We start from the raw sequence: 19,321 nt of genomic DNA, 5'->3' as shown, positions 1-19,321 counted from the left end.
ACTTATGTAACGCTAATAAAAGGAAGTTGTAGGCGGCTTTATGAGTAATATTGGAATTTGGATCACGGTTGCGATTGTACTGTTTGTACTTGGCTCTATTTTTGGCTTACGTGTCAGTCCACGGGAAAAGGCGCTTGGCATGATGCGTGAGCAGGCCCGTAAGATGGGGCTGCATCCACGTTTGATTGTGGCACCAGAATGGACAAAAATTCCAATGGCATCGGAAAAACGTGCCAGCATGGTGGCTTATTATAGTGTACTGATTCCAGATGCACGTTTGGCACTCATGCGGGCTAGGGTAGTGGATGGAAAGCTTCAGGTGGTGCAGGGTGATCAGAAATTTAATGATTTAACCATTGCATTAAAAGGAGTTTATGCTATTGATATGCAAGCGAACTGTGTCGGACTGTACTGGGATGAGGAAACTGACCTGAGAGCCACACAACTCGATGATATGAAAGCTTATTTACATGAATTGGCACAACGCTAATTCATTGATTGATTATAGGAAAAACGATTTATTATGGCGAATACTCCACGCTCTGCTTCAGAAAGCACAGCAGCTCCCACATCTGCTGCAAAAAAACGTGCCTTGGTGATTGTGGAGTCGCCTGCAAAAGCGAAAACCATTAATAAATATTTAGGTTCACAATTTGTTGTCAAGTCATCAGTGGGTCATGTGCGTGACCTACCTACAGGTGGTGGTGCAAAATCGACTGAAAAGAAGCCTGCGACCCGTACCAAGTTAACCGAAGAACAAAAAGCTGAAAAGGCTCAATCGGCACTGATCAACCGTATGGGTGTCGATCCAGAACATGACTGGATTGCCCATTATGAAGTACTGCCTGGCAAGGAACATGTGGTTGCTGAACTCAAGAAGCTTGCCAAGGATGCGGATGCCATCTATCTCGCAACGGACTTGGATAGGGAAGGAGAGGCAATTGCCTGGCATCTACGGGAAGTGATTGGTGGCGATGACAGCCGTTACCATCGTGTCGTCTTTAACGAAATCACCAAAAATGCCATTCAGGAAGCGTTTAAACAGCCAACACGTCTGGATTTGAACCGTGTCAATGCACAACAGGCACGCCGTTTCCTTGACCGCGTAGTGGGCTTTATGGTTTCGCCGTTGCTGTGGGAAAAAATTGCCCGTGGTTTATCGGCAGGTCGTGTTCAATCAGTTGCGGTAAAACTGGTAGTAGAACGTGAACGTGAAATTCGTGCCTTTATTCCAGAAGAATATTGGCAAGTTTTTGCAGACACGCTATCAAAGAAAGATGACATTCGTCTTGAAGCAGTTAAACAGGCAGGTAAAACGCTTAAACTCAAGAATAAAGCAGAAACTGATGCGTTGTTAAACGTATTAAAAGATGCTGAATATAAAGTGGCACTGCGTGAGGATAAACCGACCAAGGTCAATCCAAGTGCGCCATATATCACCTCGACCCTGCAACAGGCGGCCAGCACACGTTTAGGTTTTTCGGTGAAGAAAACCATGATGCTAGCGCAGCGTTTGTATGAGGGTGGCTTTATTACCTATATGCGTACTGACTCAACTTTTTTGAGTGATGACGCGGTGAATATGGTGCGTAACCATATTCAGCAAAATTTTGGTGAAAAATATATCCCAGCCAAACCAAATCGTTATGGTAACAAGGCGGGCGCACAAGATGCGCATGAAGCAATCCGTCCATCGGATGTTGGATTGACTGGGGATAAACTTGCAGGTGTGGAGCGTGATGCACAACGTCTGTATGACTTGATCTGGCGTCAGTTTGTTGCCTGTCAGATGACACCAGCAGAATATCTATCTTCAACCCTGACTGTTGAAGCGGCAAATGTTGAGTTAAAGGCAAAAGGTCGTACTTTGGTATTTGATGGCTTTACCCGCGTTCGTGGGGCCAATAAATCTGATGATGATATTTTATTGCCTGCGGTAAAAGTGGGCGAAGTGCTCAAGCTGGAAAAACTTGACCCAAGCCAGCATTTTACCAAGCCACCTGCGCGTTTTACCGAAGCCTCCTTGGTTAAAGAGCTGGAAAAACGCAGTATTGGTCGTCCATCAACCTACGCCGCGATTATTTCCACGATTCAGGAACGTGGTTATGTGAAACTTGAAAACCGTCGTCTCTTTGCAGAGAAGATGGGTGAGATTGTTACTGACCGTCTGGATGAAAGTTTTAACAACCTGATGAATTATGCGTTTACCGCAGATTTAGAGGGACAATTAGACCGTGTGGCGACAGGTGAACGTAACTGGAAAGAATTGCTGGATACGTTCTATGGTGACTTTAAAAAGCGTTTGACCAATGCACAAGGTGAGAACGGCATGCGCCGTAATCAACCTATCGAAGTTGCAGACGTGGCTTGTCCTGAATGTTCTCGCCCCATGCAAATTCGTACAGGCACAACAGGTGTATTTTTGGGATGTTCAGGTTATAACCTGCCACCCAAAGAACGTTGTAAGGGTACATTGAACTTAACGCCTGTCGAGTCTTTGGCTGCATTGTCTGATGATGATGGTGCTGAAACAGCAGACCTGATGTCAAAACATCGCTGTCCTAAATGCGGTACTGCAATGGACAGCTATGTGGTGGATGGCGGTCGTAAACTGCATGTCTGTGGTAATAATCCAGACTGTGATGGCTACGAAGTTGAAGAAGGTGAATTCAAGATCAAGGGCTATGATGGCCCAACCATTCCATGTGATAAGTGTGATGGTGAAATGCAACTGAAAACAGGCCGTTTTGGTCCGTATTTCGCCTGCTCAAGCTGTGACAATACCCGTAAAGTATTGAAGAATGGTCAGCCTGCGCCACCGCGTGTTGACCCAATCAAAATGGAACACCTACGCTCAACCAAACACGATGATTTCTTTGTCTTGCGTGATGGCGCGGCTGGTTTATTCCTTGCAGCAAGTAAATTTCCGAAAATTCGTGAGACCCGTGCACCGAAAGTGGCTGAACTGCGTAGTGTTGCTGATCAGCTTGATCCGAAATATCAGTTTTTACTGGAAGCACCAGATGTTGATCCTGAGGGTAATCCAACTGTGGTGAAATTCAGCCGTAAGAATCAGGCACAATATGTCGGGTCTGAAACTGCTGAGGGCAAGCAGACCAAGTGGAGTCTGGTTTTCCAAAATGGAAAATGGGTTGAAGCGTAATTGTTGACTTCAAAAAAGATGCTAGCAATTGCTAGCATTTTTTATGAAGCAAATAAAAAGAAAAGATTTTATTGAGATGAAAACGATGTGGAAGAATATTCGGGTTGCATGTTTACTGGCTGTGCTGTTAATTGTGGCAGTCAATGCTTATCGTGACCAAAATCAGGATTGGAATCAGCCGATAAATATTCTTTTGCATCCGATTAATGCAGATGGTTCAGTGGCAGCACAACGGTATATTCAACAATTACAGCAAGATGATTTTACTGAGGTGAAGTATTATTTAGGGAAAAATAGCCAGCAATACCGAGGGCAAAGTAGTTATTTTATGGTTCAGTTAGGGCGTGAACTCTATCAAGTACCTCCTAAAATGTCAGAACAACCAAGTATTCTGAACAATATTTTATGGAGTTTAAAGTTTCGATTTTACGCATGGAAACAACATCAGGCTGTGGATGGTTCACCAAGCTTAACTTTATATTTAAATTATTATGATCCAAAACAAGTCAAACAGCTAAAACATTCTACCGCTTTGGAACGTGGGCGGATTGCCTCTGTGAACTTGTTTGCTTCACAAAAACAGGCACAGCAGAACAATGTGGTGCTTGTACATGAGTTACTCCATGGCTTTGGCGCGACTGATAAGTATCATTTAAATACGGGTGAACCTATCTTCCCAATCGGTTATGCACAGGCAGATAAGCAGCCTTTGTATCCACAAACTGAGGCGGAAATCATGGGGGGAAGTATCCCTCTTTCAGAACATAAAAGTAAAATGCCGAATGATTTGGAACAAACCGTGATCAGTGTGCTGACTGCCCAGGAAATTGGCTGGATCAAGTAAATTGTGGATAAATTTTGACTTATCCATATCTTGTAAAACAACAAGCTCAATAAAAAATTATGGAATAAAACACTGGTTTTTCAACATTTTGTCATGAATTGTCAACATGCCTTATACAGAATTAGATCTAAAACACGCTCAATATATACATAGCACATTGATGATAAAAGAGTAAATCATGATGAAAACGGTGGGTAATGATCTGGTTCGCAATCAGCTACACGCTGATCGTAAATGGTATCTGTTATTGGGTGTCTTGTTAGTTATTTTCGGTTTGGTTCTTTTAGCCGCTCTACCATTCGCAACATTATCCGCCGTACTGCTGTTCGGTGTATTGATGATGTTGGGCGGTATTCTGCATTTTGTTGCGGCATTTACGGTGTTTAAGGGTGGTACACGCTGGTTGTGGGCATTGTTTGGTGTGTTGTATTTGGTAGCAGGTTACTTTGCGTTTACCACACCTGTAATTACCGCTGTTGTGTTGACCAGCTTTTTGGCAGTTGCCTTAATTATTGCGGGGATTATCCGTAGCGTAAACGCATTTATCCTGAGACCGATTTCAGGCTGGGGATGGGTGCTCTTCTCAGGCATACTCACCCTGTTAACAGGTATCCTGATTTTATCATCACCTGATTCACCATTCTGGGTATTGGGAATGTTCCTTGCGATTGATATTTTATTTCAGGGGATCAACTATCTGAGTTTTGCAGGGGCGATTAAGCAATTACCCCATAGTTCAACCACAGTTTAATGGTTCAATTTAAAAGTAAGGGCATGTGTCACACATGCTCTTTTTGTTTTGTAGCAGAAAATATCTCTCCTGCTTTAGTCTGTTAAAATAGCACTTCGTTTTTAATTGACCGCTTTTATGACGCTTGCCAAGCTAATTGATGAACTGAATCCACAACAAAAACGGGCTGCCACCACGACTGCACAAAACTGTCTGGTGCTGGCAGGGGCAGGTTGTGGCAAGACCAAAACCATTGTGGCAAGGGCAGCGTATTTAATTGACAAAGGTTTGCCAGCACAACAGATCCAGATTTTGACCTTTACCCGCCGTGCAGCCAGTGAAATCGTGACCCGAGTTGAACAGCATATGGGCGTGCAGGCAAAAGGTTTGCGTGCCTCGACTTTTCATACTTTTTGTATTTACCTGCTGCGCCGTAATCCAAAAGTATTTGGTCTGACCCAGTTCAGCATTATTGACCGAGATGATCAGTTGCTGATGTTTCGCCTGTTGCGTGGCAAGGATAAGGGCAATGTGTTGCCGAAAGCAGCCGAGCTGTGTGACCTATATTCCTATGCCCGTAATACCAAGACCAAACTATCAGAGGCCTTGGTTGAACAGTTACCCCAAGCCATCGAATATAAAACACAAATTGCTGAATTGATGAAAGCCTACGAACAGCGTAAGCAAGAACGTAATTTTCTGGATTATGATGATATTCTGGCGATTGTGGCAGTGCATTTACAGAATTCACCTGAGTTGGTGAATTGGGTCACTGGTTTCTGTTCGGCACTGTTAGTTGATGAAATGCAGGATACCAACCCACTGCAATGGGCCTTACTACAACCTTTGATTGGTAAAGTGAAACTGTTTTGTGTTGGGGATGATGCGCAGTCCATTTACGGCTTCCGTGGCGCTGACTTTGAAAATATTCATCACTTTAAAGAGTGTGTACCCGATGCTGAAGTGCTGACGCTGGAAATGAATTATCGTTCCACACAAGGCATTCTGGATTTATCCAATTGGTTATTGCAACAAAGTCCGATTGAGTATGGCAAACATTTACAGGCCTATCGTGGTCAAGGTTTAAAACCACAACTGCATATCTTGAGTAATGAGTTTGAGGAAGCCAACTGGATTATTCAGGATTTAAATCAGCGACATAGTCAAGGTGCTGCTTGGGCTGAACATATGGTGTTATTACGTTCAGGATTTAGCGGTCGTTATCTTGAGGGAGCGTTAATTGCGGCGAATATTCCATATCGTTTTATTGGTGGAGTGAAGTTGCTTGAATCAGCGCATGTCAAAGACGTGTTGAGCTTACTTCGCGTTAGTGTCAATCCACAGGATGATCTAGCCTGGATGCGTTTCCTGACGCTCTGGGATGGGGTGGGTGATGTCGGTGCCAGTAAATTGGCGCAGGAACTCATTCAACTGCCTGATATCGAGGCACGTTGTCAGCGCTTGGAGCGACATGGCAAAGTACCACAACAAGCGATTTTAATCTTGATGCAACTGGATGTATTGCAACAGCATGTTGAAGCCTGCATTGGTCTGGCCTTGGATGCCTTGAATGAACAACTGGAAAATAATTATAAAACTAAAGATTGGTCACGTCGTGTCAAAGACTTTGACTTGGTCAAGCAACTGGCACGCAAGCACAGTTCGCTTGGAGAATTCCTCGAGGAATATGTACTTGATCCGATTTCTGTTTCAGAAATTGATAAAACTCCAGATCAGGACCTGGTCACATTGATTACCATCCATTCAGCCAAAGGGGCTGAACAAAAGGTCTGTTATGTGCCGCATGTCTCACCCACACAATATCCGCATGCGCGGGCACAGGGTGACTTTGATGATGTGGAGGAGGAGCGTCGAGTGCTTTATGTTGCCTTAACCCGTGCGGAAAATGAGCTGATTTTGACCAAACAGAATTTAAATTTATGGTCACATGATCAGTATGATGAGCTGGGTAGAAAAATAGAAAGCTATTTCCTTAATGATTTACCTCAGGATTTGGTCGATATTCGGATTCATCGTGATATTCCACGTGCCTATGGTCAAGCCAGTCGCTCCCGTTCAACTGCAATCAGTTTAGGTTTTGGGATTGATTTGGATTAAACTAGACGGATTCATTTTTTGATTCACCTCTTTAAGCGTGAATCATCTTTTAGGTTTTAACATGAAAATTTTAGTTCGTAATTTAGACCGTGGCGTAACCGATGCAGAAGTGCTCGACCTATTCAAAGCATATGGCGCAGTCGAATCCTGTGTGGTGGTCAAGGATGCTGCAACAGGCAAGTCGAAAGGCTTTGGTTTTGTGGAAATGCCAAATCCACGTGAGGCGGTTAAGGCTGTTAAAGGCCTAAATACCTTGAAAGTGAAAGGCGCTGGTATCCGTGTGAAAATAGCGGAAGACAAAGCCTAAATCCAGATGTTAAAGCAATATACCGCTTTATCCATTGTCACACCGAATGGTGGGCGGATTGTACAAGGGCTAAAGACCCTGGAGGTTCGCTCATGGCAACCTGAAAGCTTTCCATTAAAAAACCTGGTTATTGTTGAGAATCAAAACTTCCTTTTGAATGATGGTGATGAGGAAGCGGGATTGGCAGTGGCGCTGGTTGACATTGAATCAGTGCATCCGTGGCAGCCAGACGAAATGGAGGCTGCCTGCGCCTCCTATTGGGCTGAGGGATATTTTGCCTGGGTGATCAGTAATGTACGGCCTTTTGCTGAACCGATTGAGGTCATGGCTAAACGAAAGCTATATAAAATTGAAGTATAAATAACAAGGTATAAAAATATGTACAAACTTTTGATGGGTTTATTATTTTTCTTCATTTTACAAAATAGTTTTGCAATGCCTGACTATCGGGCAGAAATGAGAAAAAAACTACAAGACCAAAAGGTATCACAATTTAATTTTGAAGATGCTTCAGTGTCAACTGTGACCCATTTGATTAGGCATGAGTTTGGTATCAATTTTAGTTTTGATGCAAATGTAGACCAAAACAAGACAGCCCCTATTCGCCTAAAAAATTCTAATTTTTTACAGTTTTTAGAAGTAGGACTAAATAAGCTTGACATGAGCTATCAGGTCGTAAGTCCAAATAGTATTAGAATTATGGCTAAAGCACAGCAGTTAAAACCCTTTCTTAATTCTCCTCCACAACTGTGGTCAGACCATAAACAATTAAACCTGTCAGTGGGAGCATGTGCGGATAAGGGATATAAGGTATTACAGAAGCTTGGTTTTTCAAAAATTGTGCAAAATCAATTTAATGTTTATGGTAATTTTCAGAATAACCGTGCTGCGGTGAAATGTGTAGATCAAAATCAGCAATCTTTTGTATATGCCATGGTGGCAGGGGAAGATGTAAAACAGGTTGAAAAGCTCCGTAATGCGATTATGAAAGAACTATAATCTGAATAAATTTGCATATTCAAAGAGAACAATTACTTCTACAATACATTAAGGTCTTTTGAATGAAATAGACCCAAGTAAATGCTTGACTGAAAGGAATGTGTTATGTCCCGTGTTGCCCGTTACCATGCTGATCGCACCAATCAAAAACTGTATTTTGCCCGACTCGCATGTCAACAAGCTGAGCAAACTGAACATATCCAACAGGCACAGGCCTATCGTGAGGCTGCGGTTTTCCATTTGCATGGAGCGATTCTAGCTTTTTTGCAGGAACTGGTGCGCTACTACCGCTTAAATGATTTACAGCCGACCTTTAAATCCATTGAGGAACACATGGCGGACAAGGGGCAGGTGTCGCCAGAAGTGCTGGTGTTGCAGCAACTGGCGAAAGATGGTTTTATTGCCGAATTAAAACGTGCTTACCGCATGTGTCAATACGCACCAGAACCAACAGCACCAGAGCCTGAAAATGAGACCTCCTCAAACCTGATTATCAAGGTCACCCAAAGCCCACAGGCATGGCTGCCAGATGCCAAGATTCTGCGGGAGTGGCATCGTGAGTTAAGCCATTTAATTGATGGTTTTCGTAACGAGATGGTTGAGTTCTAGCCTGAATTGATCTTAGACTTGAAATCTGCGCAAACAGGACCTATATAGATAAGACGTGAGAGCGCAAAGTGCAAGGGTACTTTGCCACCATGTTGAAGCATGGAGAAAATATATGTCAATGCAACAGTTAAAAGAGTTATTCGGTAATCAGGAAGCGATACTGGAATTGGTTCAACTTGAAGGTGGCGAACTTGCTTTGCGTAATGCTGGTTCTGAACAGGAGCCCTTGGTGAAGATACAGTTTAGTGATGAAGTTAAGGCAATTTTAGGTGAACAGACACCAATGGTTGCACAGCATATGATTCAGGCGGCCCTGTTTGGCCTGCTGGAAAAGCAGATGAATCAGGTGCAGGCTGAGATTGTGGATGAGCAACCCACCCATTTCAGCTAATGCTGAAAGTTAAAAAAGCGTACTTTGGGTACGCTTTTTTATTGCCCTGAAAATGTTTAATGTGCAGGGGATTGGTGTGCGAGTTCAATCTGGTTCAAAATATGATGACTCATATTCTTCGCCATTTCTTCCTTGGCATAGAATACTTCACCCAAGTGCTCCTCCCGAATCACCGCAGCCTCTTCCTTGCTCTCAGCACAGACCAGTACCTGAATTTCAGGGTTAAGCTGTTTGGAAATATCAACAATACGGTGAATATCCAGAATATCCATTGGGGAAATGACCAGCAGGCGTGCATGTTGGATATGGGCCTGAATCAGCACATTGGGTTCAGTTGCCTCACCGCTGACCGCGGCAATGCCTTGAGAACGCAGTTTTTCCACAATCTCACGGTTTTCCTCAGCAATCACCACCTTGATGTTTTGCTGTATCAGGTTTTCACTGATACGGCGACCTACGCCACCATAGCCAATAATCACCACCTGATCGCGTAAATAGGCCTGATCCACCTCATCTGGAAGCATAGCCAGTGGGTCACCACTACGTTCCAACAAACGTGCCAAATGCGAGCGCTCACGAATCCAGCGTTGTACAGGTTCAATGGCAGAAAACACAAATGAGTTGAGGGTAATTGAGAACAGTGCACCTGCCAGAATCAGGTTCTGTGCATCAGGAGTGAGTAAACCCAGTGATAGCCCAAGTGTCGCAAGGATAAACGAAAACTCACCGATTTGCGCCAAACTGGCACCGACTGTTAAAGCGGTATTGATCGGATAGCGGAAGAATAAAACCAATGCCATCGCGGCCAAAGTTTTACCCACCATAATAATGGCGATGACCGCCAGAATACGCAAAGGCTCTTCAATCAGGATACTTGGATCGAACAGCATTCCGACTGAGACAAAGAATAAAATTGAGAAGATTTCACGTAATGGTAGGGTTTCCTCTTCTGCACGATGGCTAAAGTCGGACTCTTTCACCACCATACCCGCGAAGAAAGCGCCAAGTGCCATTGAAACACCAAAAACAGCATAGGAACCGTAGGCAATCGAAACCGCCGCTGCAACTACAGTTAAGGTAAATAATTCGCGTGAACCTAAACGAGCGACAAACTGCATTATCATTGGCACAAGGCGTTTGCCAATAATCAGCATAAATGCAATAAAGCCTGTGACTTTGAGTAGGGTAATGCCAATCGTCAGCCAGATACTTTGTGAGGTGTCTGTACCAGGCAAGGCGTGTCCGCCCAGTAACACGGCGGTTGCAGGTAAAAGAACCAGCGCGAGAACCATGACAAGGTCTTCAACCAACAGCCAGCCCACTGCAATTTTTCCATTAACCGAGTCGAGTAGCCCACGATCACCCAGTGCCTTGAGCAAGACCACGGTACTGGCACAGGATAGGCTTAAACCAAAGATGAGCGCTGAACCAAAGCTCCAGCCCCATAACATGGAAACACCGATACCAAGCAAGGTGGCAACCGCAATTTGCAGAATCGCGCCAGGTAGGGCAATACGGCGGACCTGAAGTAAATCATTGAGGGAAAAATGCATGCCCACGCCAAACATCAGGAACATCACTCCAAGTTCGGCAAGCTGGTTGGCGAGCTGAATATCACCCACCACACCAGGCGTATTTGGACTAATAATAATGCCTGCAACTAAATAACCGATTAAGGGAGGTAGGCGTAGACGTGCTGCGATATAGCCAAAAATAAGGGCCATACCAAAACCGACAGCAAGTAATATAATCAAATCAACATCATGTGGCATTGTAGTTCCTTAATCGTTGCGGTTAAGGTAGAAATAAATGAGCATAAAACATGCCAAGAAAACAGCGAATAAATTGTAACAAGTAAAATCGAATTTGTTGATGACAATTTTTTTAATGATCAAAAAAAATCATGTAACTCATTTCTTACTATTAATAGCATTTTTTAGGCAATAAAAAAAACGGCTTCAAGAGAAGCCGTTTTTTTAAGGAACTAAAATTATTTAATTTTAGCTTCTTTGAAAATCACGTGTTGACGGATTTTTGGATCAAATTTTTTGATTTCCATTTTTTCCGGCATAGTACGTTTATTTTTAGTTGTGGTATAGAAATAACCAGTACCAGCTGTAGAAACGAGACGAATCTTATCACGCATTGCTCAGACTCCTTAGATCTTTTGACCTTGAGCACGGAGATCAGCAACAACTTTCTCGATACCCAATTTATCAATAATACGCATACCTTTAGTGGTTAAGCGAAGACGTACAAAACGTTTTTCGCTTTCTAACCAAAAGCGGTGGTGGTGCAGGTTCGGCTCGAACCGGCGTTTGGTTTTGTTGTTTGCGTGCGATACGTTGTTACCAACGATTGGACGCTTGCCGGTAACTTGGCAAACCTTAGACATGGTGAACTCCATTGCTAGTTTATACAGCACTGTTTCGTGCAACTAGCCATTCAAGTAAACGGATGAAATCATTCAAGGGGCGTTTTATACCAAAAATACGATTAAAAGACAAGCGAATTTGGTAAAAACGGGGCATGATCTAGTGTAATAGATCATGCCTTGATCAGCTTAGCGGAATAGGGTTTTCAAAAGCAGTTTGTGCGCTGCTTTATTGTACGGCGGCAAAATAAATTTGAGGCTGTACAGTTTCGGGCTAACAGGATTGGACATCATTGAGCGCTCATGCGAGAAGCTGAAGAAGCCTTCCTTACCGTGGTATTTACCCATACCTGACGCACCGATACCACCGAATGGCAGGTCATCCTGTGCCACATGGGTCAGTACCTGGTTGATGCCAAAATGTCCTGAATGGGTGCGTCCAGCAACATAGTCCGCACGTGCGCTGTCAATGTCAAAATAATAGAACGCCAATGGACGTGGACGGCTGTTGATGAACTGGATCGCATCTTCAATGTGCTCATATTCTAAAATAGGCAGAATAGGGCCGAAGATTTCATTCTTCATGATGTCCATTTCGGTGGTCACACCCGTCAAGAGTGTAGGGGCAATTTTACGAACCTCAGTTAAAGGCTCATTTTTGCTATTTAATTCAACAATACTTGCGCCCTGGTCACGTGCATCTTCCAGATAACCTTGCAGACGGTTGTACTGCTTGTCATTGACAATAGAGGTATAGTCCTTGTTGTCACGCAGAGTTGGGTACATCGTGTTCACAAAATCCTGATAGTGTTTTGTGAACTCTGCGGTCTTGCCTTTAGGCAGGAACATATAGTCAGGCGCAACACAGGTCTGACCTGCATTCCAGAGCTTGCCTACAGCAACACGTTGCGCCACATCACGGATATTCATTGAAGAATGGACCAGTGCTGGAGACTTGCCACCTAGTTCCAGAATCACAGGAACAAGGTTCTGTGAAGCGGCAGCCATCACGGTTTTACCGACAGAGGTTGAACCTGTAAAAATCATTTTATCGAAAGGCAGATGGCTGAACGCATCCGAAATGGCACCACCACCATTGACCACGGTCACCAACTCTTGAGGAAATGCTTCAGAAAGGGCATTTTCAAGCACATAACCGAAGTTTGATGATGCACTTGAAATCTTGATCATGGCATGGTTACCCGCAGCCAATGCACAGATCAGTGGACCAACTGAAAGTAGTAATGGATAGTTCCACGGTGCAATAATACCGATCACGCCTAATGGCTGATACTGTACCCAGCCTTTTGCAGGTTGGTGTAACATGCTGATATGGCGCTTAGAGGGCTGCATCCATTCAGTCAGGTTCTTGCTATAGTACTTGATATGCTCTAAACAGGTAAGAACTTCACCAATCTTGGTTTCCATAATGGCACGGTTGCCATAATCCTGACTGATTGCGTTCGCAAATTGATCTTGATATTTTACCAAGATGTTTTTAAGTCGGGCTAAGCGTTCAATACGTTCTTTTGCGCTTGGTACAGGATGGCGTTGGTAGGCTGCTTGCTGCTGCTCAAGCAAATCATGTAACCGTTGTACATCGACACGAGGTGTCATCGCGGTTGTTTTTGTTTGACTGTTCATAGGAGTGGACCAAAAGAAAGCTTATTATTTTTTAATTTTTAGAGTAAATACTCTAAAGTGTCAAGTCGCTTTATAGGTTTGTTTTATAACCTATTGATAATGTTATAGATGGTTAAAATCAATGTCGCATGCTAAACCGAACAAAACCAAAGATCGAATTTTGCAAATCAGTTTGCAGCTGTTTAATGAGCGTGGCGAGCGTTCGGTCACAACCAACCACATTGCGGCTGAACTGGGGATCAGCCCAGGCAACCTGTATTATCACTTTAGAAACAAGCAGGAAATTATTAAAGAATTAGCACAGCAATATCAGGCTGAAACTTTGGAAATGTTGGCATTACCAACAGATCGACCTTTAAATGCCAATGACAAAATCAGGTATTTTCAGGTGTTGAGCAACCAGTTATGGGCCTATCGTTTTATTCATCGTGATGTCTATCATCTGGTCGAAAATAATGAAGACTTTCGCAAAGTTTATCCACATTTTGCAGGTCAGGTGATGCAGCAGGGGCAGAAAATTTACCGTGCATTTGTGGATGCTGGCCTGATGAAAATGACGGACTCGGAAATTGAGGCATTGATCATCAACCTTTGGATTGTACTGACCAACTGGACCAACTTTTTGTATATGTCGGGCCATATCAGTGACAACAACCGTCTGGAGGAAAAGTGGGTCTGGCAGGCATTGCGTCAAATGGTTTTCCTGGAAGGCCCATATTTAATGGGGGAAAGCCGTCAGACCTACGAGCAGTTACTGCGCTCACTCGGTCCATCAGAATTGTTTGCCAGCCTCTCCAATCTTAAAAATGACGACGATGAGTAGGCTTCACCTATTTAGTCAATGACAAAAAAGCGCTAGAATGCTCGGCTTGATTTTAACTTGATTCGAATAAGTGATATTAACCACATGAACACGACCACTGCCCATACGGCACGACTACTGATTACTTGCGAAGACAAGCCAGGGATCGTGCAAGCTGTATCGAGCTTTTTGTATCATCAGGGAGCAAACATTACCGCACTTGATCAGTACGCAACAGAAGCTCAAGGCGGACGTTACTTTATGCGTGTTGAGTTTGAGCTAGATCATTTACAGTCCCGTAAAGAAGCCCTGATGCAAACCTTTGCGGCCAATGTTGCAGATCGCTATGAAATGCAATGGAAACTAACTTTCGTGGGTGAACTAAAGAAAGTCGGGATTCTGGTTTCCAAAGTGGACCATGCCTTGCTGGAGCTGTTATGGCGCCATGCACGTGGTTCGTTGCCATGTGAAATCACCCAAGTGGTTTCCAACCATCCAGACTTACGCGAAGCGGTTGAAAATTTTGGTATTCCGTTCCATGTGGTGCCTGTCAACAAGGACAACAAGGTGGAAGCTTACGCCCAGATTAATGAGATGATGCAAGGCAATGACCTATTGATTCTGGCGCGTTATATGCAAATCCTGAGCGAAGAGTTTGTTTCGCAATGGGAAATGAAGATCATCAACATTCACCATTCATTCCTGCCTGCTTTCGTTGGTGCAAACCCGTATAAACAGGCCTATGAGAAAGGGGTGAAGCTGATTGGTGCCACAGCGCATTATGTCACTGCCGACCTTGATCAGGGTCCAATCATTGAGCAGGATGTTGAACGTGTCAGCCATGACTACAATGTTGAGCAATTGCGTGAGTTGGGCGAGGACGTCGAACGTAATGTATTGGCACGTGCAGTCAAATGGCATCTGGAAGACCGCATCATTGTCGATGGCAATAAAACTGTAGTGTTCTAATTTGTTATTGTGTATGCATTATGTAAAAAGAACATGCTGTAAGGCATGTTTTTTTATGCCTATTTTTCAATGGCTAATGATTATACAAGAAAAAATAGTTGCAAATGAAAACACTTCTCATTTATTATTAGCCCACTTTCATTGTTCTATCCGATGAGTGAAATCGTTTTTTATTTTTAAAGCGTCACCATCTATTAGGTACTTAGATTCTTATGAGTCAATCTCCTGCAATATTGAATACACCTCATCCGATGAAGAAAAAAATCATCGCTGCCCTCGTGGCGGTTGTGATTGGTCATGTGGGAGTTCTGTGGGCGGTGAGCCACATGAAAACGATTGAGTTAAGACCAGTCGAAAAACAGCCGCTCAAGGTCAAGTTCGTTAAAATTAAGGAACCACCGAAGCCTGAGCCACCGAAGCCTAAAGAAAAGCCAAAGCCACCTGAACCGAAAAAAGAAGTGAAAGAGGTCAAGGTGGTTGAAAAGGCATTACCTCCACCACCGAAGAAGATTCAGCAGGTTAAAAAAGCAGAAACGCCAAAACCTGTGGTTGAAACAGTTGAGCCCAAGGTTGAATCTGTTGTGGTGAGCACCACTGTGGTTGAAAAACCACAGCCAGTGGTCGAAGCACCAAAACCAGCAGCGCCGCCAGCGGATCCATCTCCAAAACGTGTTTCAATTGGTGGTTCAGGCGTGCAGTGGAGCCGTTCACCAAAACTGTCAGTGTCCGCAAAAGATCTGGAAAACCAGCCGCGTTCAGCAATGGTACTCATCGAAGCAGATGAGAAAGGTAAAATTACCAATGCCCGCATTACGCGCAGTAGTGGTTTGCCAAGTCTGGATGAAAAGATTTTACGTGCTGTCAGAAGTGCAAAATTTAAACCTTATATGGAAAATGGTGTTGCTTACCCAATTCGAGCAGAGCAACCGTTTGATCTTAGTCCTTAATCAATTTGAGTCCTCGCGACAGATAAAATCAGGAGTTCGTATATGAACTTTTCAGTTTATTGGCAACATGCAGATGCAGTAAGTAAAACACTGTATTTCATCCTTTTAGCAATGTCGATTGCGACATGGACTATTTTCATTCTACGCCTATTGGGAACACGCCAGTTGAAGCAACAGGCCTATGCCCAGCTTGCCCAGGCCTTGGCCACGTTGAAGTCTAAGCTACAGCCTTTAACCTTTGAACAGCGTAAGGCTGTTGCGGAACAGGCATTGCTTCGCCAGATTTCTGCCGAAAAGTCACAGGCGGAAAAAGGTGTCTCTGTTCTTGGGACGATTGCCTCACTTGCACCATTTGTGGGTTTGTTTGGTACGGTGTGGGGAATTTTCCATGCACTGGTCGCAGTGGGTAATAGTGGACAGGTAGGCCTGGCTCAGGTGGCAACCCCAGTCGGTGAAGCCCTGATCATGACTGGTCTTGGTCTTGCTGTGGCAATTCCTGCGGTACTTACCTATAACATCTGTGTACGTTTCAATCGTGGTTTGGCACATGACTTACAGGATCAGGCGCACAAGCTATTGATTGACACCATGTTGCAACAGGAAACAGCGGCAGTGTCAGAAACCAAGACAACGCAACAAAGCTTAGTTGGAGGTCAGGCTTAATGGGCTTTCAATTGGGTGAAGACCACGATAGTGGCATGAATGAGATGAACCTCATTCCTCTGATCGACATTATGTTGGTATTGATGATTATCTTTTTAGTCACAGCAACGGTTGCTAACCCATCAATTCCATTAAATTTACCACAAACTCAGGCAGAGATTCAGCCACCGCCACCAAAAGCGATGACCATTAGTATTAAAGCCAATGGTGAAATTTTCCTGGACGGGCAAAATCTAGGTTTAGCAGAGCTTGAAACCAGGTTGCATGAGGCAGGACAGGGCGAGCAAAAGCCAACAGTTCAACTGGAAGCGGATAAAGAGTCCAAATATGATACCGTGGCTCAGGTGATGTCCCGTGCCAGTGAAGCAGGTTTAAGTGATATTGCCTTTGTAAGCAAAAACTAGACTTTCAATTCGTTAGATAAAAAGCAACTCAATGATGAGTTGCTTTTTTATGTCTAATCAGTTTTGAGCAGGTCTACAAATCTGGAGCGTAATTTGGAAAGCTTGGGTGGGATGCTAAAGTTGCAGTAACCCTGTGATGGGTTGCGGGCATAGAAATTCTGGTGATATTCTTCCGCAGGATAGAATGTAGGTGCTGGACTTAACTCGGTGACAATGTTGAGGTTTTCATCTTCCAGACCCTGAATGACCTGCTCAGCCTGCTGTTTCTGTTCATCATTGAAATAGTAGATGACGGAGCGGTATTGTGTGCCAATATCATTGCCCTGGCGGTTTAATGTGGTTGGATCATGTGTGGTGAAAAACACGTTCAGGAGTTGTGAATAGCTGATCTGCTGTTCATCGAAATCAATCAGGACCACCTCGGCATGCTGTGTATTGCCCTGACAGACCTGCTCATAACTTGGGTTGTGGACAATACCCCCCGCATAGCCACTCACCACTTTCTCTACACCTTTAAGCTGTAAAAACACAGCCTCTACACACCAAAAACATCCACCACCAAACAGTGCTTGCTGCATATATTTCCCTTTTCTAATTTTTCAGAATGCTATTAAAGTAAACGAAGTGCCTAAAAAGTAAAAGCCCGTATTTGAAACGGGCTTTTACTTTTTGGCTCAGGACATTATCAGTTCTTGAAAGGAAGTGGCTGAATAACCGTCACAAATTTCACTAAAGTTTGACCTGATTTGTCTAGAAATTTCAACTCATGGCCTTTAATTTCATAACGATCTGTTTTTGCTAAAGCATCATTAAACTGACGGGAAACCGTGTCCTGTACGCCATGGCAAGCCATCAATGTACCTGCAATTTGGCCTAGGCTAAGCTGTTGGCCCTTGGTTTCATAGCTACCCTGAATCTTGTTACAGCCGTCAGCACCGCCAAAGCGTTTACTGTCTGTATCAAAAGACAGTGTTGGGCGGTTCGGGTTATCCAACTGGATTTTTGTCCCATTGACTTCGGTTGCAAACCATGGGGTATTCTGTAAAACAATCGCTGTTGAAGAGTTTGCGTTTAGGGAAGATTCAAGTGATGCACAGCCTGTAAATGCCAATGTTGCAGCCAAAGTGCTTGCCGCTAAAATTTTTTTTACCATAAGATAAACTCAGTTGTTTGTTTTGCTGGATATATTACATCAAAATATAATGTGAAATGATTCACGTTTTTATAAGTGTTTTTGTAGGATGAACGTAGTTTTTGGTAAATATTCACGTGAATTTATACTTAATTATTCACTCTTTGGTAAACCTGTTCGAATCAACCTGGAAAATGCCTCACTGCTTTGGTCTGACCGCTGCCCAAAATCTGCGGTACGCGTATTGATATAGGCCATCTGATACCATTCTTTCATGCTGTAATTTTGATCCAGTGCCCTAAGATCATAGAGGTAATTGGGTAGATAGCCTGATGCCAATAAACGGTAATCTTTAGGTAGTCGTTGTGGATTAATCGCCTGTACCATATCAAATACCAGCGTGGTGCAGTTACTGGTCAGTGTATTGTACCATTTCGCCTCAGCCCGTAATTCATCAGCCTTGTCGAGATACTCAATGAAGAGGGCCTTGCGTTCAGTGGCAGGCATTTTGATCGGGAATAGGTAGACCTGTTCATGGCGGATATTGCTTCGGGTATACACAATGTCTTTTTCGTCAGAGGCGACTAGGCTGAGTTCATATTTACGGAAAAAACCGCCAATGGCTGAAAATTCTTCACCTTTTTCTTTGCGAATTTCAATGGAAAAAACCAGGGGTTTTTGATCAGAGAAATCAAAGCTGACCAATGTATGTGCAATTTGTGGCCCCATCCAGTAGGAGGTAATCACATTCACGCCTGTGATTTTATTCAGGTCAATGTGACGGTCTTCCCAGCGAATATCGTAGCTGCCATCTTTATGCCAGTCAAAATTGCGAACTTTATGCAAGGTTACAAGGTCACCTTGTTTTTCGTAGCTCAACTGTTCAGCAACTTCAGGATTCCAGTCTCGGTCCTGTCTTGCATCCAAAGAAAAATACCAGCCAAGTGAACAGGCAAACACCAGACAGTAGATGATGATGTCAGTACGGCGGCTAAATAAATGCCCACTGACATAAAAGCCAATTAGGCTCAGGGCAAATAAGCCCCAGATGACGATGACCACACGGCTGAGCACCGTTCCGAGGGGCTGTTGAATCCATAAGGCAAGGCATAACCAGATACTGGAGAGGATCACGAACAGGGCAAAAAGGCTGTGTAGGAAACCAATCCCTAGTGCAATAAAGAACTCTCGTGATCCAATGTTATGCATGAGCATCTGCAATCCA

22 protein-coding genes are annotated in these 19,321 nt (G+C 43.8%); 15 read left to right on the top strand and 7 right to left on the bottom strand.

The genetic code is table 11. The annotated features are described in order from the left end of the window. Window positions 1–40: 40 nt before the first annotated feature. The 10 genes from QLH32_RS08455 to QLH32_RS08410 all read left to right on the top strand — a co-directional run bounded on the left by QLH32_RS08455 (window position 41) and on the right by QLH32_RS08410 (window position 9,161). On the top strand, window positions 41–490 hold the full coding sequence (locus tag QLH32_RS08455; protein ID WP_267981134.1) for an ammonium transporter: 450 nt from the start codon (window positions 41–43) through the stop codon (window positions 488–490). A gap of 33 nt (window positions 491–523) precedes the next feature. Beyond that, on the top strand, window positions 524–3,163 hold the full coding sequence (topA, locus tag QLH32_RS08450; protein WP_283269118.1) for a type I DNA topoisomerase: 2,640 nt from the start codon (window positions 524–526) through the stop codon (window positions 3,161–3,163). Window positions 3,164–3,248: 85 nt separating this feature from the next. After that, the gene (locus QLH32_RS08445) at window positions 3,249–4,007 is read left to right on the top strand and encodes a hypothetical protein (RefSeq protein ID WP_283269308.1); all 759 of its coding nucleotides are present in this window, start codon (window positions 3,249–3,251) and stop codon (window positions 4,005–4,007) included. 178 nt (window positions 4,008–4,185) lie between these two features. After that, complete coding sequence (locus QLH32_RS08440; RefSeq protein WP_283269116.1) at window positions 4,186–4,758, top strand: HdeD family acid-resistance protein; 573 nt, start codon at window positions 4,186–4,188, stop codon at window positions 4,756–4,758. A 117-nt stretch (window positions 4,759–4,875) separates the two neighbouring features. Further along, window positions 4,876–6,855: an ATP-dependent helicase gene (locus QLH32_RS08435; protein WP_283269115.1), complete on the top strand. Its 1,980-nt coding sequence runs from the start codon at window positions 4,876–4,878 to the stop codon at window positions 6,853–6,855. Between the two features lie 61 nt (window positions 6,856–6,916). Continuing rightward, window positions 6,917–7,162, top strand: a complete 246-nt coding sequence (locus QLH32_RS08430) for an RNA recognition motif domain-containing protein (protein WP_283269113.1) — start codon at window positions 6,917–6,919, stop codon at window positions 7,160–7,162. A 6-nt stretch (window positions 7,163–7,168) separates the two neighbouring features. Next, on the top strand, window positions 7,169–7,522 hold the full coding sequence (locus QLH32_RS08425; RefSeq protein WP_283269111.1) for an ASCH domain-containing protein: 354 nt from the start codon (window positions 7,169–7,171) through the stop codon (window positions 7,520–7,522). A gap of 18 nt (window positions 7,523–7,540) precedes the next feature. Beyond that, window positions 7,541–8,161, top strand: a complete 621-nt coding sequence (locus QLH32_RS08420) for a hypothetical protein (protein ID WP_283269110.1) — start codon at window positions 7,541–7,543, stop codon at window positions 8,159–8,161. Window positions 8,162–8,266: 105 nt separating this feature from the next. Next, complete coding sequence (locus QLH32_RS08415) at window positions 8,267–8,770, top strand: DUF6586 family protein (RefSeq protein WP_004674592.1); 504 nt, start codon at window positions 8,267–8,269, stop codon at window positions 8,768–8,770. Window positions 8,771–8,882: 112 nt separating this feature from the next. Continuing rightward, window positions 8,883–9,161: a hypothetical protein gene (locus tag QLH32_RS08410; protein ID WP_267981123.1), complete on the top strand. Its 279-nt coding sequence runs from the start codon at window positions 8,883–8,885 to the stop codon at window positions 9,159–9,161. 56 nt (window positions 9,162–9,217) lie between these two features. Here the strand turns inward: QLH32_RS08410 and QLH32_RS08405 are convergent, their stop codons facing one another. The 4 genes from QLH32_RS08405 to QLH32_RS08390 form a co-directional block, all read right to left on the bottom strand. Next, window positions 9,218–10,933 (bottom strand): cation:proton antiporter, encoded by a 1,716-nt coding sequence (locus tag QLH32_RS08405; protein WP_267981122.1) that lies wholly within the window; start codon window positions 10,931–10,933, stop codon window positions 9,218–9,220. A 218-nt stretch (window positions 10,934–11,151) separates the two neighbouring features. Beyond that, window positions 11,152–11,307, bottom strand: coding sequence for a 50S ribosomal protein L33 (gene rpmG, locus QLH32_RS08400; RefSeq protein WP_003654787.1), 156 nt, complete (start codon window positions 11,305–11,307; stop codon window positions 11,152–11,154). Window positions 11,308–11,319: 12 nt separating this feature from the next. After that, entirely contained in the window at window positions 11,320–11,556 is a 237-nt protein-coding gene (gene rpmB / locus QLH32_RS08395) for a 50S ribosomal protein L28 (protein WP_004649871.1), read from the bottom strand. A 168-nt stretch (window positions 11,557–11,724) separates the two neighbouring features. Continuing rightward, complete coding sequence (locus QLH32_RS08390) at window positions 11,725–13,179, bottom strand: coniferyl aldehyde dehydrogenase (RefSeq protein ID WP_267981121.1); 1,455 nt, start codon at window positions 13,177–13,179, stop codon at window positions 11,725–11,727. A 121-nt stretch (window positions 13,180–13,300) separates the two neighbouring features. Between QLH32_RS08390 and QLH32_RS08385 the strand changes: the two genes are divergently transcribed. The 5 genes from QLH32_RS08385 to QLH32_RS08365 all read left to right on the top strand — a co-directional run bounded on the left by QLH32_RS08385 (window position 13,301) and on the right by QLH32_RS08365 (window position 16,964). Continuing rightward, a complete protein-coding gene (locus tag QLH32_RS08385; protein WP_267981120.1) occupies window positions 13,301–14,002 on the top strand; it encodes a TetR/AcrR family transcriptional regulator in 702 nt (233 codons plus the stop codon). An 84-nt stretch (window positions 14,003–14,086) separates the two neighbouring features. After that, entirely contained in the window at window positions 14,087–14,950 is an 864-nt protein-coding gene (gene purU / locus QLH32_RS08380) for a formyltetrahydrofolate deformylase (protein WP_267981119.1), read from the top strand. Between the two features lie 212 nt (window positions 14,951–15,162). Continuing rightward, window positions 15,163–15,897 (top strand): energy transducer TonB, encoded by a 735-nt coding sequence (locus QLH32_RS08375; protein ID WP_279959709.1) that lies wholly within the window; start codon window positions 15,163–15,165, stop codon window positions 15,895–15,897. Window positions 15,898–15,939: 42 nt separating this feature from the next. Continuing rightward, window positions 15,940–16,560, top strand: coding sequence for a MotA/TolQ/ExbB proton channel family protein (locus QLH32_RS08370; protein ID WP_283269102.1), 621 nt, complete (start codon window positions 15,940–15,942; stop codon window positions 16,558–16,560). Continuing rightward, window positions 16,560–16,964: an ExbD/TolR family protein gene (locus tag QLH32_RS08365; RefSeq protein ID WP_279959708.1), complete on the top strand. Its 405-nt coding sequence runs from the start codon at window positions 16,560–16,562 to the stop codon at window positions 16,962–16,964. The genes QLH32_RS08370 and QLH32_RS08365 overlap by 1 nt, the downstream gene beginning before the upstream one ends. Window positions 16,965–17,017: 53 nt before the next feature. On the opposite strand, the gene msrA is transcribed toward QLH32_RS08365, so the two are convergent. The 3 genes from msrA to QLH32_RS08350 form a co-directional block, all read right to left on the bottom strand. Further along, window positions 17,018–17,542: a peptide-methionine (S)-S-oxide reductase MsrA gene (msrA, locus tag QLH32_RS08360; RefSeq protein WP_279959707.1), complete on the bottom strand. Its 525-nt coding sequence runs from the start codon at window positions 17,540–17,542 to the stop codon at window positions 17,018–17,020. 107 nt (window positions 17,543–17,649) lie between these two features. Continuing rightward, window positions 17,650–18,117, bottom strand: coding sequence for an META domain-containing protein (locus QLH32_RS08355; RefSeq protein WP_283269101.1), 468 nt, complete (start codon window positions 18,115–18,117; stop codon window positions 17,650–17,652). 132 nt (window positions 18,118–18,249) lie between these two features. Beyond that, the gene (locus QLH32_RS08350) at window positions 18,250–19,305 is read right to left on the bottom strand and encodes an Lnb N-terminal periplasmic domain-containing protein (RefSeq protein ID WP_283269100.1); all 1,056 of its coding nucleotides are present in this window, start codon (window positions 19,303–19,305) and stop codon (window positions 18,250–18,252) included. Between the last annotated feature and the right edge of the window lie 16 nt (window positions 19,306–19,321).

The sequence above is a fragment of the Acinetobacter corruptisaponis genome, from assembly GCF_030053775.1.
Lineage (GTDB): Bacteria > Pseudomonadota > Gammaproteobacteria > Pseudomonadales > Moraxellaceae > Acinetobacter > Acinetobacter corruptisaponis.
This window is presented reverse-complemented; position numbering and strand designations above follow the sequence as displayed.

Excerpts from the sequence above, each read along its gene's own strand:
- QLH32_RS08425 (WP_283269111.1), top strand. The coding sequence starts at position 7,169 with ATGTTAAAGCAATATACCGCTTTATCCATTGTCACACCGAATGGTGGG.
- QLH32_RS08385 (WP_267981120.1), top strand. The coding sequence starts at position 13,301 with ATGTCGCATGCTAAACCGAACAAAACCAAAGATCGAATTTTGCAAATC.
- QLH32_RS08375 (WP_279959709.1), top strand. The coding sequence starts at position 15,163 with ATGAGTCAATCTCCTGCAATATTGAATACACCTCATCCGATGAAGAAA.
- QLH32_RS08415 (WP_004674592.1), top strand. The coding sequence starts at position 8,267 with ATGTCCCGTGTTGCCCGTTACCATGCTGATCGCACCAATCAAAAACTG.
- QLH32_RS08405 (WP_267981122.1), bottom strand. The coding sequence starts at position 10,933 with ATGCCACATGATGTTGATTTGATTATATTACTTGCTGTCGGTTTTGGT.
- msrA (WP_279959707.1), bottom strand. The coding sequence starts at position 17,542 with ATGCAGCAAGCACTGTTTGGTGGTGGATGTTTTTGGTGTGTAGAGGCT.
- QLH32_RS08435 (WP_283269115.1), top strand. The coding sequence starts at position 4,876 with ATGACGCTTGCCAAGCTAATTGATGAACTGAATCCACAACAAAAACGG.
- QLH32_RS08355 (WP_283269101.1), bottom strand. The coding sequence starts at position 18,117 with ATGGTAAAAAAAATTTTAGCGGCAAGCACTTTGGCTGCAACATTGGCA.
- rpmB (WP_004649871.1), bottom strand. The coding sequence starts at position 11,556 with ATGTCTAAGGTTTGCCAAGTTACCGGCAAGCGTCCAATCGTTGGTAAC.
- QLH32_RS08440 (WP_283269116.1), top strand. The coding sequence starts at position 4,186 with ATGATGAAAACGGTGGGTAATGATCTGGTTCGCAATCAGCTACACGCT.
- rpmG (WP_003654787.1), bottom strand. The coding sequence starts at position 11,307 with ATGCGTGATAAGATTCGTCTCGTTTCTACAGCTGGTACTGGTTATTTC.
- QLH32_RS08350 (WP_283269100.1), bottom strand. The coding sequence starts at position 19,305 with ATGCATAACATTGGATCACGAGAGTTCTTTATTGCACTAGGGATTGGT.
- QLH32_RS08390 (WP_267981121.1), bottom strand. The coding sequence starts at position 13,179 with ATGAACAGTCAAACAAAAACAACCGCGATGACACCTCGTGTCGATGTA.
- QLH32_RS08445 (WP_283269308.1), top strand. The coding sequence starts at position 3,249 with ATGTGGAAGAATATTCGGGTTGCATGTTTACTGGCTGTGCTGTTAATT.
- QLH32_RS08420 (WP_283269110.1), top strand. The coding sequence starts at position 7,541 with ATGTACAAACTTTTGATGGGTTTATTATTTTTCTTCATTTTACAAAAT.
- QLH32_RS08370 (WP_283269102.1), top strand. The coding sequence starts at position 15,940 with ATGAACTTTTCAGTTTATTGGCAACATGCAGATGCAGTAAGTAAAACA.
- QLH32_RS08430 (WP_283269113.1), top strand. The coding sequence starts at position 6,917 with ATGAAAATTTTAGTTCGTAATTTAGACCGTGGCGTAACCGATGCAGAA.
- QLH32_RS08410 (WP_267981123.1), top strand. The coding sequence starts at position 8,883 with ATGTCAATGCAACAGTTAAAAGAGTTATTCGGTAATCAGGAAGCGATA.
- QLH32_RS08365 (WP_279959708.1), top strand. The coding sequence starts at position 16,560 with ATGGGCTTTCAATTGGGTGAAGACCACGATAGTGGCATGAATGAGATG.
- purU (WP_267981119.1), top strand. The coding sequence starts at position 14,087 with ATGAACACGACCACTGCCCATACGGCACGACTACTGATTACTTGCGAA.
- topA (WP_283269118.1), top strand. The coding sequence starts at position 524 with ATGGCGAATACTCCACGCTCTGCTTCAGAAAGCACAGCAGCTCCCACA.
- QLH32_RS08455 (WP_267981134.1), top strand. The coding sequence starts at position 41 with ATGAGTAATATTGGAATTTGGATCACGGTTGCGATTGTACTGTTTGTA.